Source organism: Streptomyces sp. GbtcB6 (assembly GCF_019091475.1).
Lineage (GTDB): Bacteria > Actinomycetota > Actinomycetes > Streptomycetales > Streptomycetaceae > Streptomyces > Streptomyces hyaluromycini.
On sequence record NZ_JAGXJL010000028.1, the window covers coordinates 35812 to 50516 of the forward strand.

12 protein-coding genes are annotated in these 14705 nt (G+C 73.3%); 8 read left to right on the forward strand and 4 right to left on the reverse strand.

The genetic code is table 11. The features are described from left to right. Positions 1–15: 15 nt before the first annotated feature. Complete coding sequence (locus KVT45_RS36115) at positions 16–1458, reverse strand: S8/S53 family peptidase (RefSeq protein WP_217553392.1); 1443 nt, start codon at positions 1456–1458, stop codon at positions 16–18. A gap of 149 nt (positions 1459–1607) precedes the next feature. Between KVT45_RS36115 and KVT45_RS36120 the strand changes: the two genes are divergently transcribed. Beyond that, positions 1608–4172: a CHAT domain-containing protein gene (locus tag KVT45_RS36120; protein WP_217553473.1), complete on the forward strand. Its 2565-nt coding sequence runs from the start codon at positions 1608–1610 to the stop codon at positions 4170–4172. 90 nt (positions 4173–4262) lie between these two features. Here KVT45_RS36120 and KVT45_RS36125 read toward each other — a convergent pair whose 3' ends face one another. Further along, on the reverse strand, positions 4263–5999 hold the full coding sequence (locus KVT45_RS36125) for a LuxR C-terminal-related transcriptional regulator (protein WP_217553393.1): 1737 nt from the start codon (positions 5997–5999) through the stop codon (positions 4263–4265). A 94-nt stretch (positions 6000–6093) separates the two neighbouring features. On the opposite strand from KVT45_RS36125, the gene KVT45_RS36130 reads away from it, so the two are divergent. Next, the gene (locus KVT45_RS36130; protein WP_217553394.1) at positions 6094–7173 is read left to right on the forward strand and encodes a M12 family metallopeptidase; all 1080 of its coding nucleotides are present in this window, start codon (positions 6094–6096) and stop codon (positions 7171–7173) included. 226 nt (positions 7174–7399) lie between these two features. Here the strand turns inward: KVT45_RS36130 and KVT45_RS36135 are convergent, their stop codons facing one another. Beyond that, on the reverse strand, positions 7400–7978 hold the full coding sequence (locus KVT45_RS36135) for a TetR/AcrR family transcriptional regulator (RefSeq protein WP_217553395.1): 579 nt from the start codon (positions 7976–7978) through the stop codon (positions 7400–7402). A gap of 91 nt (positions 7979–8069) precedes the next feature. Here KVT45_RS36135 and KVT45_RS36140 point away from each other — a divergent pair, with 91 nt between their 5' ends. Beyond that, the gene (locus KVT45_RS36140; RefSeq protein WP_217553474.1) at positions 8070–8516 is read left to right on the forward strand and encodes a DUF1772 domain-containing protein; all 447 of its coding nucleotides are present in this window, start codon (positions 8070–8072) and stop codon (positions 8514–8516) included. A gap of 251 nt (positions 8517–8767) precedes the next feature. Here the strand turns inward: KVT45_RS36140 and KVT45_RS36145 are convergent, their stop codons facing one another. Continuing rightward, entirely contained in the window at positions 8768–9640 is an 873-nt protein-coding gene (locus KVT45_RS36145; RefSeq protein ID WP_217553396.1) for a sulfurtransferase, read from the reverse strand. Between the two features lie 403 nt (positions 9641–10043). Between KVT45_RS36145 and KVT45_RS36150 the strand changes: the two genes are divergently transcribed. The 5 genes from KVT45_RS36150 to KVT45_RS36170 all read left to right on the forward strand — a co-directional run bounded on the left by KVT45_RS36150 (position 10044) and on the right by KVT45_RS36170 (position 14702). Next, positions 10044–10964, forward strand: a complete 921-nt coding sequence (locus KVT45_RS36150) for an ABC transporter substrate-binding protein (protein WP_217553397.1) — start codon at positions 10044–10046, stop codon at positions 10962–10964. Between the two features lie 117 nt (positions 10965–11081). Beyond that, positions 11082–12119 (forward strand): ABC transporter substrate-binding protein, encoded by a 1038-nt coding sequence (locus KVT45_RS36155; RefSeq protein ID WP_217553398.1) that lies wholly within the window; start codon positions 11082–11084, stop codon positions 12117–12119. A 5-nt stretch (positions 12120–12124) separates the two neighbouring features. Beyond that, entirely contained in the window at positions 12125–12877 is a 753-nt protein-coding gene (locus tag KVT45_RS36160) for an ABC transporter permease (protein WP_308310966.1), read from the forward strand. Continuing rightward, entirely contained in the window at positions 12874–13635 is a 762-nt protein-coding gene (locus tag KVT45_RS36165; protein ID WP_217553400.1) for an ABC transporter ATP-binding protein, read from the forward strand. Before KVT45_RS36160 ends, KVT45_RS36165 begins: the two co-directional genes overlap by 4 nt. Then, the gene (locus KVT45_RS36170; protein ID WP_217553401.1) at positions 13632–14702 is read left to right on the forward strand and encodes a phosphotransferase; all 1071 of its coding nucleotides are present in this window, start codon (positions 13632–13634) and stop codon (positions 14700–14702) included. The genes KVT45_RS36165 and KVT45_RS36170 overlap by 4 nt, the downstream gene beginning before the upstream one ends. Positions 14703–14705 lie beyond the last annotated feature (3 nt).

Genomic DNA, 14705 nt, shown 5'->3' on the forward strand with positions numbered 1-14705 from the left:
AACCCGGGCCGGAACTCAGGCCGTCGTAGCCAGCCTTACGACCGGTACCGGCTGCCAGCTGGCCGGGCGGAGCGCCGGTACATGGGCACCGCGCACCTCGGCGTACTCCGTGATGTTCTCCAGGAGTTGGGTGCGCGCGATGCGCGGGTCGGGCTCCTTGCTGGTGCTCATCCGGTCGGCGACGAGGCCGGCCACGATGGGGGTGGCGAACGATGTTCCGCTCCACTGTGCGAACCCTTCGAACATCACTTGGTCCGGTTTGCCGGGGCCGGTCGTCCCGGTGTCGGTCAACACGCCGGTGTGGCGCGGGTACTGGCAGGTGCAGGCGTAGGTGAACCCGAACCGGCAGGCGTCGTAGGTGGTGTGCTGGTACACGTACGGCACGGGTGCGTCGAAGCCGGCCATGGCACCGATGAGTTGCTCACCGGGGGCGTAGACGTTCACCCAGCTGCCGTGGTTGGTGAAGCAGGCGCCGTACTCGCCGTCGCTGCGCAACGCGCCGACCGAGAGAACGGTGTTCTCGTAGCCGGACAGGCCGGCGCAGGCGGCGGGCCAGAAGTTGGTGGCGCTGCCGTTGTTGCCGGCGGCGGCGACGAGCAGGGTGGACTGGTCGCGCAGGGCGTCCATGAAGGCCTCGACGGCGAGCAGTCCGTCGGCGCTGCCGTTCGAGGTGCCGGCGGAGAGGCTGATGACGTCCGGCCAGCCGTGCTGGTCGACCGCCTCGAACAGCTTGGCGCCGAACTCGGACTCCAGGATGGCACCCGCGTCGTTCAGGGTGTTGGTGACGGTGATGTCCGTGTTCGGGGCGAGGGCGGCGATGAGACCGGCGATGAACGTGCCGTGGCCGACGTACTGCTGGAGGATGCCGTCGGCGTCGGTCTCGGTGAGCTGCGGGTCGCCCTTGACGCGGTCGAGCAGCGGGTAGGAGCGGTAGTCGTGCACAAGACCGGTGTCCATCACCAGCACGCTGACGGCGGTGTCCGGGTCGTAACTCCCCGCCACGGGCTGCGGGTTGGGGATCTGGGTGAGCAGGGCGGGGAGCGGTTCGCAGGGGTTGCAGGAGTTGGCGTTCGGGGTGGTGGACACCACGTGGTTGCGGCTGACCAGGCGGCGCCCGGTGCGGCCCTCCGCCTCCCGCAGGGCGCGCAGCGCGTGCCCGACGGCACGGTCGCCGGTGCGGTCGCCGTGGTTCGGGTCACCGACCTGGATGCGGGTGACCCCGGTGCGGTTGGCCTCCGGTCCTGCCCTGCGCACCTGGTCGGCGACCAGTCCGGTGGTCGCGGTGAAGTGGGCACGCACGGTGTCCTCGACGATCCGTGCCTCCTCGCCGTCGCGGGCGAGGACGACCCCCTTCTCGTACAGGAACTCGGCGGCGTCGTCCGGCCCCATCGCCAGTGGAACGTCCGGCATGGAGCGCTGGATCTGTTCGAACTGCTCATGGAATCGCTGAGGTGCCATGGCCTGTCCTCCCCCGGTAACGGCGTTCTTCAGTCAGAGTCACGGGCCCGCCGCTTGATACAGCGCCAAACCAGTGGGGCATGTATGCCCAGGCCAGTACCATCCGAGGGGTGACTGCGCGAAGCGATTCGGTTACGGAACTGCTGCCGATGGTGTTCGCCGCCCCCGGCGAGGCCCTGGCGCGGGCGGAGCAGGTCCTTCGGTCAGATCCGACGCCACTGGACGCGTCCGTCGCCCACCAGGTCATCGGCATCTGGCAGCGGGACTTCGGGGACCTTGCCGTGGCCCTCGACCATCTGCGGCGCGCCCGGGACTTCGCGGCCCGGGCGGACTCGGCGGACCGGGAGGCGGACGTCCTCGCCGCTCTCGGAGTCGCCCTGGTGCATGCGGGGCGCACCCGGCAGGGACTGGCCGCGCTGGACCGCGGGGTGGCCCGGGGCAACGGGCACACCCGGGCCCGGGTGCTGTACCGGCGGGCGTTCGCCTCGTGGGTGCTGGGCCGGCACCAGGAGGCCCTGGAGGACCTGCGGCGGGCGATACCGGTACTGCGGCAGGCCGACGACGTCATCTGGACCGCGCGGGCGCTGAGCGTGCGGGCCACCGTGCATCTGGCGATGGGCGCGGTGGAGCGGGCGGACGCGGACTTCACGGCGGCGGAGCGGCTGTGGGAGACGACGGGCCAGGAGCACGACAAGGCAGTCGCCGTGGAGAACCGGGGCCTGGCCGCGTACCGGTCCGGCGACATCCCGGCGGCGCTGCGGCTGCTGGCCGAGGCCAAGGAGCGGTACGACGAGCTGGGCACCCCGCCGTTCATGCTGTACATCGCGCGCTGCGACGTGCTGATGGCGGCCGGGCTGGCCCCGGAGGCGCTGGCCGAGGCGGACGCGGCGATCGCCGCCCTGGACCGGATCGGCGGGCAGTCCACCCGCAAGGCCGAACTGCTGCTGACCGCCGCCCGCTCCGCGCTGTCGACCGGGGACGCGCAGACCGCGATCGCCCGTGCCGCCGTCGCCGTACGGCTGTTCTCGGGGCAGCGGCGGAGCTGGTGGGAGACGCATGCGCGGCTGGTGCTGATAGAGGCGCGGGTGGCGGGCGGGGCCGCGTCCGGGCGGCTGGTGCAGGACGCGGCGGCGGTCGCCGACCAGCTGGCGTCCTTCGGTGCGCCGGCCGCGCCGGAGGCCTCGCTGCTCGCCGGGCGGATCGCGCTGGCGCTGGGCTGGACGGCGGACGCGGAACGGCATCTCGCGGTGGCCGCGCGCAGCAGGCACGGCGGACCGCCGCTGGCCCGGATGACCGGCTGGGCCGCACAGGCGCTGCGGGCCCGGGCGGCCGGTTCGGGCCGGGGTGTCCTGGAGGCGTGCCGGCGCGGCCTCGACGTCCTGGACGACCACCGGATGACGCTGGGCGCCTCGGAGCTGCGGGCGCGGGCCACCGCGCAGGGCGCCGAACTGGCCGCGCTGGCCCAGCAGGCGAGCCTCGTGCACGGCGGGCCGCGCCGCCTGCTGGAGTGGAGCGAGCGCTGGCGGGCCACGGTGCTGTCCACTCCCCCGACCCGGCCGCCCGCGGACCCGGCCCTGCTCGCCTCGCTCACCGCGTTCCGGGAGATCGCCTCGCGCGCGGAGGAGGCCCGCCGGGAGCGGCGTCCGGTGCCCGCCCTGGAGCGTGAGCAGCGGCGCCTGGAACGGGAGATCCGCTCCCGCACCCACCACACCCGGGGTGACGCCCCCGGCGGCGGCGACCGCTTCGACCCGGCCCGTCTCCTGGACCGGCTCGGCAACGCCCGGCTGGTCGAACTCGCCGTCCTGGACGGCCGGGTGCACATCCTGCTGTGCGGACAGGGCCGGGTACGGCGCTTCGTGGGCGGCCGGCTGGCGGAGGCGGTCGGCGAGGCGGAGCACGTCCAGGCGGGGCTGCGACGGCTCGCGCACCCGGGGGCGGAGGGGCGGCTGCCGGTGGTCGAGGCCGCCGGGAAGCGGCTGGAGGAGCTGCTGCTGGGTGCGGCGGCGGACCAGCTCGGCTCCGGGCCGGTGGTGATCGTCCCGCCGGGTGCGCTGCACCGGGTGCCCTGGGCGCTGCTTCCCTCCCTTCGGGAGCGGGTGCTCAGCGTGTCGCCGTCGGCGGGGAGCTGGCTGCGGGCCCGGGAGACCGAGCCGCCGCCGGGCGGCCGCCATGTGCTGGTCCGCGGGCCGGGGCTGGCGACCGGGGGCGCGGAGGTGCCCGAGGTGGCGGGCCAGTACGCGGCGGCGCGGATCCTGGAGCACGACGACGCCCAGGTCCCGCGCGTACTGGAGGAGTTGGACGGCGCCGCGCTGGCCCACATCGCCGCGCACGGCACGTTCCGGGCGGACAGCCCGCTCTTCTCCTCGCTGCGGATGGCCGACGGCCCGCTGATCGTGCACGACTTCGAACGCCTCGCCCGCAGCCCCTACCGGATCATCCTCTCCAGCTGCGACACGGCCCGGCTGGCCTCGGTGGGCGCCGATGAACTCCTCGGCCTGGTCACGGCGTTGCTGCCGCTGGGCACGGCCGGGGTGGTGGCGAGCAGCGCGCCCGTCAACGACGCGGCCGTGGTCCCGCTGATGCTGGCCCTGCACAAGGGGCTGGGCGCCGGGCTGTCACTGGCGGAGGCGCTGCGCGACGCCCGGGCCGCCCTGCCGGGCGACGCACTCCACCAGGCGACGGGCTGGGCGTTCGCCGCGTTCGGGGCGGCCTGAGCGCCCCGAAGGGGCGCGGGGAACTGCGCGACCAGCCACAACGGCGCCGCAGACGGCAGACGGCACATCGCGGCGCTTCCAGCGGAGCGCTCAGGCCGACTGCCGGTCCGGCTGTTCCACCAGCCACGGCAGGGCCGCGCGGTCGCTCGCGCCGAGGCGAGTGTAGGCGCTGTAGAGGTGGTTGCCCACCGTCCGTACGGACAGGGTCAGTTGCTCGGCGATCTGCCGGTTGCTGAGGCCCGAGGCGGCGAGGGTGACGATCTGGCGCTGGCGGGCGGTGAGTTCGCCGAGCACCAGGCCGGCCAGGGCCGGGGGGCGGGCGCCCTGGCAGCGGCGGGCGAGGGCGACCGCGCGGGTGCGGGACATCCGCGCGGCGCGCGGGTCGCGGTGGGCGCGGACGGCCTGGGCGTGGGCCTCAGCCGCGAACAGCAGCAGGCCGCGCTCCGCCAGCGCCTCGGCCGCCCGGTCGAGGGCGGGTCCGTCGCCGCGGGCGAGGGCCTCGGCGTGCCGCGCGAGCACGCCGTCCAGCCGCCGCACGGCTCCCGCGGCCCCCTCGGGCTCCCCGAGCCGTACGGTGCCGTAGTGCGCGAGACCCCCGTCCCCGCGCACTACGGCACCTTCCCCCGACTCAGCGGCGGCACGGGCGAGTTCGGTACGGCAGGCGGCGTCGCCCGGCGCCGCCCGCAGTCCCTCCCTCGCCCACGCCGCCGCCTCTCGCAGCTCCCCCCGAAGCCACGAGTACCGGGCACGCACGGCCGCGTACCCAGCCGGTACGGGCAGGCCTCCCGACGCCAGCCACTCCCCCACCGGGGCCGGCACCTCCCGTACGTCCAACAGCTCGATGCGTTCTTCCAGTTGCTCCTGCTCGTCCTTCAGGGCGGGCTCGCACTGGTCAGGGGTGCGGGCCAGCCGGCGGGCCCGCAGCCGGCCCGCCGAGGCGCGCAGCCCGGGGCCGTGCAGAGGATGGGCGAGGCGGACCGCGCCCCGGTCGTCGACGTGGATCAGGCCGTCGGTCTCCAGCCGTTCGAGAACGGCGAGATCGAGGCCGTCGTCGAGGTGGAGCGGCAACGGCTCGGCGAAGGCGAGGCGTTCGAGGGTGTCGCGCTCTCCCGGGCCCCGCCGGTCCAGCAGGGGTGCGATGCGGTCCCGTACGGTCGCGGTGAGCGGCAGCGGGCCGCGCCAGGCCCACTCGCCGGTGTCCGGGACCCGGGTCAGCGGACCGGACTCGCGCAGCGCGCCGAGCAGGTCGCGCAGCAGCCGCAGATCGCCCCGGCACACCCGGTGCAGCCTGCGCACGGTGAGCGGTTCCAGGCCGCCGCCGGCGAGCAGCCGGTCGGTCTCGTCGTACGGCAGCGGTTCCAGGGCGAGGTGGGTGAGGAGTTCGCCGGTCCGCAGCCGGGCGACGGCGCCGGGCAGGGGTGCCGGGTCGGCGGCGGCCACCACGAGCCGGGTGCGGCCGTGCACGGCGAGCTGGTGGACGAGGGCGGCCGAGGCCTCGTCGAGAAGGTGGGCGTCGTCGACGACCAGGAGCCGTACCCCGGACAGGTGCCGGACCGCGCCGGGCAGTGAGACGCGGTCGGAGAGCAGATGCGCGAACGCCGCGAACGGGAGGGTGCTGGTCTCGGGGGTGCCGGTCACCCGGACGCAGTCGGTGCCCCCGACGGCCTCGGTGATCAGCCGGGTCTTGCCGATGCCGGCCGGGCCGGTCACCACGACACCCTGCCGTCCTGCCACCGACGACCGCCTGACCAGCTCCAGTTCGTCCTCCCGGCCGGTGAACGACCAGGGCAGTTCGAGGGTTCGCGCATCCCGTTCGTAAGTCGTCACGTGAGTATGAGTCGCGTTACTCAGCTCTGATACAGGGGGACTTGAGTAGCTTCCGACTCAGGCGTCCGGTCGGGTCGAACGGCAGTCTGGGCGCATGACCCGACGCTACTGCTCGCTTCCGCGGCAGTCGGCCCCCGCGTTCGCGCCGGGACTGGCCGCCGAGCGGCTCGGCGCGCTCGTCGGCGGGCGGCGGATGTGGGTCAACGGCACGGCTCTGCACTACTACTTCTTCGACGCCGGCACCGACGCCTCGGTGATCCCGGTCCCGGGGACCGGGGAGACCCGCCGGGTGCCGTGGGCCGGTGCCGAGGAGCAGCGGGACGTGGTGCGCGAGTGCTTCCGGGAGTGGCAGGACCTCGGCATCGGGGTGATGTTCGCCGAGGTCTTCGACCGGCGCGAGGCGGAGCTGCGGGTCGGTTTCCAGCTGGGTGACGGATCCTGGTCGGCGGTGGGCCGGGACGCGCTCTCGGTGGGTGCGGGCGACCGCACGATGAACCTGGGCTGGGACCTGACCGAGCCCGGCGGGCGCTGGACGGCCCTGCACGAGATCGGGCACGCGCTCGGGATGCAGCACGAGCACCAGAGCCCGTTCGCGGGCGTCCACTGGGACGACGAGGCGGTCTACGCCGACCTCGCCGGACCGCCGAACCACTGGAGCCGGGACCGCACGGACTTCAACATCCTGCGCAGGCTGGACCCGGCCGAGTCCAACGGTTCGGTGTGGGACCCGCAGTCCGTGATGCAGTACCCCTTCGGCCCGGGGCTGATCCTGGAGCCGGAGCACTACCACAGCGGTCTCTACCCGCCGGGGTCGCTGTCCCCGGCCGACAAGGAGTTCGTGCTCCGCTGGTACCCGCCCGCCGATCCGCCGGCCGTGCTGGTGCCGTTCCGTTCGGCGCCGCTCAGCCTGGGGCCGGGCGGGCAGGCCGACTTCGCCGTGGAGCCGCCGGAGACCCGCGTCTACAGCGTGGGCACCTTCGGAGAGAGCGACTCCGTCGTCGTGGTCTTCGAGGAGCGCGACGGGGAACCGCGCTACCTCGCCGGCCACGACGACGGGGGCACCCCGCACAACACCAGGATCAGGGTCCGGCTCGTCAAGGGCCGCCGCTACTTCGTCCGCGTCCGTCTCCACTCCACGTGGGGATCGGGGGAGACAGCGGTCATGTGCTGGTGACACCGGCACACGACCGCGACGCGGAGGTCGGACCACTGTCCGGCGCCGGGGGAAGCGGTCGCGGCACGTAACCTTCGGGGGAGGGATACGTGCCGCGGCCGTACCGGAAACGCCGCACATACCCACCCAGGGCCCGTATCGGGTCGTGATCAATGAGCACCGCAGCTTCCGGGGCGGGCGCCCCGTCCGAGGTACGGGGCTCGGCGATCTGCGGCCGCGCCGTGTGTCAGACCACGGCGAGCCGGTCCACCAGCAGCTCCGTCCTCCGCTCGGCGTCCCCCGGCGGCAGCCGTCCCGCCCGGGTCAGGGTCGCCAGCCCGTGCAGGGCCGCCCAGAACACCTCGGTGAACAGTCCCGGGTGGACGCCGTCCCCGGCGACCTCGCCGAGGTTCTCCAGCAGGGCGGCGAAGGCGTCCTTCAGGGGCTCCGGGGTGTCCTCCTGCGCGAACGCCAGGCCGCCGTCGAGCTGGAACATGGCGTCGTAGACCGCCGGGTTGCGTTCGGCGAAGTCGAGGTAGGCGCGGGCGAGGGCGGTGACCCGGGCGCGCGGACCGTCCGCGGCGGAGGCCGCGGCCCGCAGCGCCGCGGCCATCTCGGCGGCGCCCTCGAGGGCGACGGCGCCGATGATCTCGCGCTTGCCGCGAAAGTGGCTGTAGAGGACGGGCTGGCTGTACTCGATGCGCTCGGCGAGCCTGCGGGTGGTGACCGCGTCCCAGCCCTGCTGCTCGGCGAGTTCGCGGGCCGTCGCCAAGATGAGGCGCTCGCGCCCCGCCCGTTCGCGCTCCTTGCGTTCCTGTACCGACATGATTCGATCCTAGCACCGCTAGACATCCGAGCGTCAGTAGCACTAGCGTTGCCTCATCAGCTAGCAACGCTAGAACCCAGGGAGGGTCATGATGCTCACCGCACTTGAGGTCTTCACCACCGTGGTCGTCGGCGTGATGGTGGGGGTGGAGTTCTCCGTCGCCTTCGTCATGAACCGGATCTTCAACGCCCTCCCCGAGGACAGTGGCCAACTCGGCCGCGCCCACGGGGGCCGGATGCTCGGCGCCGTGATGCCGTTCTGGTACATCGGCTCGCTCGTCCTGAGCGCGGTCTGGGCCGTCGCCGGATGGCACCACCCCGGCGCCGGCCTCGTCGTCACCGCCGCCGCGTTGCTGATCGTGAGCGTGATCATGTCGATCCTGCTGCTCGTCCCGATCAACAACCGGGGCAAGACGTGGACCCCCGAGAACCGGCCCGAGGACTGGAAGGAGCAGATGAACCGCTGGGACCGCTTCCACTACGTCCGCGTCACCGTCATCATCGCCGCCTTCGCCCTGCTGGCCGCCGCCCTCGCCTGAGCCCGCGGGCCGACGCCGCGCCGGTGGCGCACCATCCCCACTCCCCGGGCGGCAGCGGGCCACCGAAACCGCTGCCGCAGCCGCACCGGGTAGGGCCATGTTTGCCGACCTGCAGGCACGACTCGATGAACTCCCACTCCACATCGGTCAGTTGCGCACGTGCCAGGCAAGACGCGCCCCAGGGGCGCGGGGAGCTGCGCGACCGGCCACGACGCACCCGCACCCGGCAGTGCACCGAGTCACCCCGCCCGCTAGCCGCCCAACTCCAGCGGTCGCGAAGGGTCCTTGGACCATTCCTCAAGCGAACCGTCGTACACGGACACGTCCTCGCGGCCCAGCAGCGTGAGCGCAAGCGCCGCCCCCGCCGCCGAGATCCCCCCGCCGCAGTACAGGACCACAGGCGAGACGTCCCCCAACGCCCGCGCCTTCTCGGCGAGTTCGCCCACCGGCAGCACCCGCCCCGCATCGTCCAGCAGCTCCCGCCCGGGCAGGCTGGCACTCCCCGGTATGTGCCCCCGCCGGCTGTACCGGCCCGGCACGGTCCCGGCGTACCCCCCGGAGGGCAACGCGCACACCAGCACCCCCGGCCGCTCCCCCCGGCCGATCGCCGCCACCTCCTCGATGTCCGACCAGAGCCCGGGCCTCGGCACCGGTGTCACCGGCACGGCGGCGGGCCCGGGGACGCGGTCCCCCGCGGTCACCGGCCGCCCCGCCGCCTCCCACGCCGCCAGGCCGCCGTCCAGCACCGCGGCCGGAACCGAGATCGCGCGCAGCATCCACCACAGCCGGGCGGCCCAGATTCCGCCGCCGGTGTCGTAGACGACGACCTCGGTCCCCTCCCCCACGCCGAGCCGGGCCAGCGCGGCGGCGAGCGCGTCCGGCGCCGGGACGGCGAAGTGGTACGGCGCACCGGGGTCGGAGAGCTCACCGGTGAGGTCGGCATGGCGGGAGCCGGGGACGTGGCGCTCGGCCCAGCCGGCGCGGCCGGAGGCGGAGCGGTGGTCACCGTCATGGCGGGGCGAGGGCAGCAGCGCGGTGGCGTCGAGGATGGCCAGCCGGGGGTCGTCCAGGTGGGTCGCGAGCCAGGTGTCGTCGACGAGGGGGCCGGGCAGCAGGGTGGTCATGGCGGGCGATCGTACGCCCGTGACCTTCACGTCTCACTGATCGGGCAGTCTCGTCCCACATTCCGGATGCCACTTGCACAGGATGCGGGAGCTGCGGTTATGGTTTCGGCCATCTACGCGGGAGCCCCTCCCCGACCGGGCTGAGAGGGCGTCTGGGATCCGTGCGCCGCGCCGGCGGACACGGTCCCCATGGGGACGCCGACCGCACCAGCAGCGCCATGCGCCCCGCGTAGGAGTTCACGTGTCCACAGCAGTCGAGCCGCGGCCCCTTGTGTTCCAGCACGCCGCCCGCTCCTGTTGTCGTCGCACGTGCTGTCGCCGGTCCCGCTGACCGCCGCCCCCCTCACCTCCTCCACCCCGCTCGCCTCCGCGCGTCTCCGCGCACCGCTTTCGGAGTTCCCCCATGCCGCATATCCGGGTCATGCTCGACTATTTCCATCCATGGCCGAATTCTGCCGGTCTGTACGTCGCCCGTGCCCGCGACGGGTACGAGGCCGCGGGCCTGGACGTCGAGCTGGTGGTGCAGGACCCGGGGCGCGGGGACACGCTGGAGTACCTGGCCCGGGGCGAGGTGGACTTCGGGATCTTCCCGCCGAACCGGCTGCTCGCCCGCCGGGCGGCGCTGGGCCAGCCGCTGGTGGCCGTCGCCGCGGTCAACCACCGCGGTCTGGAGGCGATCCAGACCACGACCTCGACCGGTATCACCCGCCCCCGCGACCTGGCGGGCCGCCGTCTCGCCTACAACCCGACCCCGCGCGGCCGGGCCATGGTCCGCCATCTCGTGGCGGCGGACGGCGGCGACCCGGACACGGTGATCACCGTCGACGCGGGCAGCCGCGAGCTCACGGTGGACGACATCGAGGCGGGCGAGGCGGACGCGACCTTCGGCAACTACTGGTCCTGGGACGCCCTGCGCGGCGACCTGCCCGAGCACAGCCGGCTGACCTGGCCGGTCGACGAGATAGGCGCACCCCGCTACCACAGCTATCTGCTGGGCACGAGCGAGCGACTGCTCGACGAACAGCCTTCCCTGGTGCGGGACTTCCTGGCCGTGACGGCCCGCGGATACGCCACCGCCGCCCACGAGCCCGACGCCACGCTGGAGATGCTGGAGCGGGTCATCCCGTACTTCCCGCGTCCGCTCATCGCCCGCTCCCTCGCCCTGATCGCGCCGACGTGGACGGACCCGCAGGGCCGTTGGGGCGTGATCGACGAGGGCCGGATGGGCCCCTACGCGCACTGGCTCGCCGAGAACGGCGCCATCGCGCACGACCACGACTGGAACCGGTCCTTCACCAACAGCCTGCTGGACGTGACCGCATGACCCTGCTCACCCGGCGGCTCGCCGTCGACTTCAAGCGGGTGGACAGCGCGCTGTGTCGGGCCTGACCGCCCCGCACCGCCGCCCGACTCCCCTCCCCCGTACGAAGGACCCTCCACCATGCTCCGCCGCACCGCGCTGCCGGCCCTCGCCGCCCTGGCCCTCCTCGCCGTCACCACCGCCTGCTCGGCCGACGCCGACTCCACGGCGGCCGCCAAGGACGGCACCACCACCGTCACCCTGGCCCTGGACTGGACCCCCAACACCAACCACACCGGCATCTACGTCGCCCAGGCCAAGGGCTGGTTCAAGGACGCCGGGATCGATCTGAAGATCGTGCCCTACGGCTCGACCGCGCCCGAGACCCTGATCGCGAGCCACAAGGCCGACTTCGGCATCTCCTACCAGGAGGGTGTCACCACGGCCCGCGCGGCCGGCCAGGACATCACCTCCGTCTACGCCGTCACGCAGAAGACGGACGTGACCGTCTCGGTGCGCGCCGACCGCACCGACATCAGCTCGCCGAAGGACCTCGACGGCGAGACGTACGCCGGGTTCGGCGCCCCGTACGAGAAGCCGCTGCTGCAGAAGGTGATCAAGAACGCGGGCGGCCAGGGCGACTTCAAGCAGGTCACCCTCAACACCTCGGCGTACGCCGCGCTGTACGCCGGCAAGGCGGACTTCGCGATGCCGATGCCGACCTGGGAGGGCCTGGAGGCGAAGCTCAGCGGGAAGCCGCTGAAGGACTTCCAGCTCTCCGACTACGGCTTCCCGGCGATCTACTCCACGCTGATCGCGTCCTCCGACCAGTTCCTGAAGAAGAACCCGGTGGTGGCGAAGAAGTTCCTCGCGGCCGTCGACAAGGGGTACCGCTACGCGGCCGAGAACCCCGACCGGGCCGCCGACCTGCTCATCGCCGCCAACAAGAGCGTGCTCACCAACACCAAGCTGGTGAAGGAGAGTTCGGAGCTGCTGGCCAAGGAGTACTACAAGGGCGCCGACGGCTCCGTCGGCACCCAGAGCGCGGCTCGCTGGAAGGCGTTCGCCGACTTCGAGTACGGCGCCGGGCTGCTCGTCGACGCGAACGGCAAGAAGCTGACCAAGGCGCCGGACACCGCGGCATTCTTCACCAACGCCTACCTCCCGGCCGCCAAGTGAAGCCCGTGCTGCGGTCGTTGTGGCCGCCCCTGCTGGTGCTCGCCGTGCTCGTCGGCGGCTGGCAGCTGTACGTGACGGCGGCCGGCGTCGACCCGACCACGCTGCCCTCCCCCGCCCGGGTGGCGGAGCAGGGCTGGCTGAACCGCCAGGACCTGTGGGACCAGACGCTGCCCACGCTCCAGGAGACGCTGCTCGGTTTCGCGCTGTCGTTCGCGGCGGCCTGGCTGGTGGCGGTGGTGCTGGACTTCTCAGCCGCCGCCCGCCGGGGCCTGTACCCGCTCCTGGTCGCCTCGCAGACGATCCCGATCGTGGCCGTCGCCCCGCTGCTGATCATCTGGTTCGGCTTCGGGCTGCTGCCCAAGATGCTGGTGGTGACGCTGACGACGTTCTTCCCGCTGGCCGCCAACCTGGCCGCGGGCTTCGCGGCGACCGACCGGGAGGCCATGCGGCTGCTGCGCTCACTCGGCGCCGGGCGCTGGCGGGCGTTCCGGCTGGTGCGGGTGCCGAGCGCGATGCCGTACTTCTTCGCGGGGCTGCGCGTGAGCATCACCTATGCCGTGGTCGGCGCGGTGTTCGCCGAGTACGCGGGCGCCGAGTCGGGGCTCGGGATCTACATGCAGGCCCAGAAGAGCGCGTTCCGGACCGACCTGGTGTTCGCGGCGGTGGCCGTGACCGCCGCGCTGAGCATCGCTCTGTTCGGGGCCACCTATCTGCTGCAGCGGCTGGTGCTGCCCTGGGAACGGAAGGCCGGGAAATGAGCAGTCTGCGCATCGCGGGCGTGGGCAAGTCCTTCGGTTCGCTGGAGGTCCTGCGGGACCTCGACCTCACCGTGGAACCAGGCGAGTTCGCCGCCGTCATCGGCCCCAGCGGCAGCGGCAAGAGCACCCTGTTCAACCTGGTGTCCGGGCTCGACCTGCCGACCTCCGGACGGGTACTGGTGGAGGGCGAGCCGGCCGGGGTGGCCTCCGGCAAGGTCGCCTACATGCCGCAGAAGGACCTGCTGTTCCCCTGGCGGACGGTCCTGGACAACACCGCACTGGGCCTGGAGGCACAGGGCGTGCGGAAGAAGGAGGCGCGGGCGCGGGCCGGCGCGCTCTTCGCCGACTTCGGCCTCGACGGCTTCCAGAAGGCGTACCCCTCCCAGCTCAGCGGAGGCATGCGGCAGCGGGCCGCGCTGCTGCGCACGGTGGTCCTGGAGCGGCCGGTGCTGCTGCTTGACGAGCCGTTCGGCGCACTGGACTCGCTGACCCGCACGGAGATGCAGCTGTGGCTGGCCGGCATGTGGCAGCGGCACCGCTGGACGGTCGTCCTGGTCACCCATGACATCCGGGAGGCGGTGCTGCTCGCCGACACCGTCCACGTCCTGTCCCCGCGCCCGGCCACGGTGGTGGACCGGGTCGAGGTCCCGCTGCCCCGGCCACGAGGCGCCGACGACTTCACGGCACCCGGGTTCGCGGCGACGGAACGCCGGATCCTGGACTCCCTGCGCGGCACGACGGCGGTGAGCACGCCGTGAGTTCACATCTCGCCCACGGCCTGGGCACCGAGCCGGTCGAGCCGGACTGGCCGCCGCTGACCGACGCCGAGGTCACGGCCGTGACCGGTCCGGCCCGGGTGGTGTGGCGCAGCCCGCGCCCGCTGTCGGCGGCGGCCGTCGTGGAGCGGGACGGACGGCGGCTGTTCGTGAAACGGCACCATGTCACCGTACGCACCCCGAAGGGTCTCGCGGAGGAGCACGCCTTCCTGCGCCATCTGCGCGAACGCGGGGCGCCCGTGGTGGAGGTCCTGGACCTGGCGGAGCACGGCGAGTGGACGTACGAGGTCCACTCGGCCGGGACCGGCACGGACCTGTACCGGGACGCGCTGTCCTGGTCGCCGTTCCTGGATACGGCCCATGCCCGGGCGGCCGGCGAGGCGCTGGCCCGGCTGCACCTGGCGGCGGAGGGCTTCGCCGCACCGCGCCGCTCGCCGCAGCCGCTGGTCGCCTCCTTCACGGTGTTCGCGGCCCCGGACCCCTGGCCGGCACTGCGGACCTACCTGGCCGAACGCCCGCGGCTGGAAAGGGCGCTGGCGGACTTCCCCTGGCGGGAGGACACCCATCGCGTGCTGCTCCCGCTCCACGAGCGCCTGGCCCCGCACCTCCCGGGTCTCACTCCCCTGTGGACCCACAACGACTGGCATGCCTCCAACCTCCTCTGGGACGAGGACGGCCGGGTCGCCACGGTCCTGGACTTCGGGATGAGCGACCGCACCACCGCGGTGCACGACCTGGCCACGGCCCTGGAACGCAACACCGTGCAGTGGCTGGACCCCGACCGCCCGGTCCAGGAGAAGCACGCGATCGAACTGCTGCGGGGATACCAGTCGGTGCGCCCGCTCACCGCCGCCGAATCGGCTGCCCTGCCCGTCCTCCTGCCCCTCGTGCACGCCGAGTTCGCCCTGTCCGAGCTGGACTACTTCCACGGGGTCACCCGGTCACGGGAGAACGCCCGGCTGGCGTACGAGTACTACGTCCGCCATGCCGAGTGGTTCTCGGGCGGGGCGGGCCACCGGCTGCTGGAGCTGGTGGCCGCGCAGGTGTGAGCC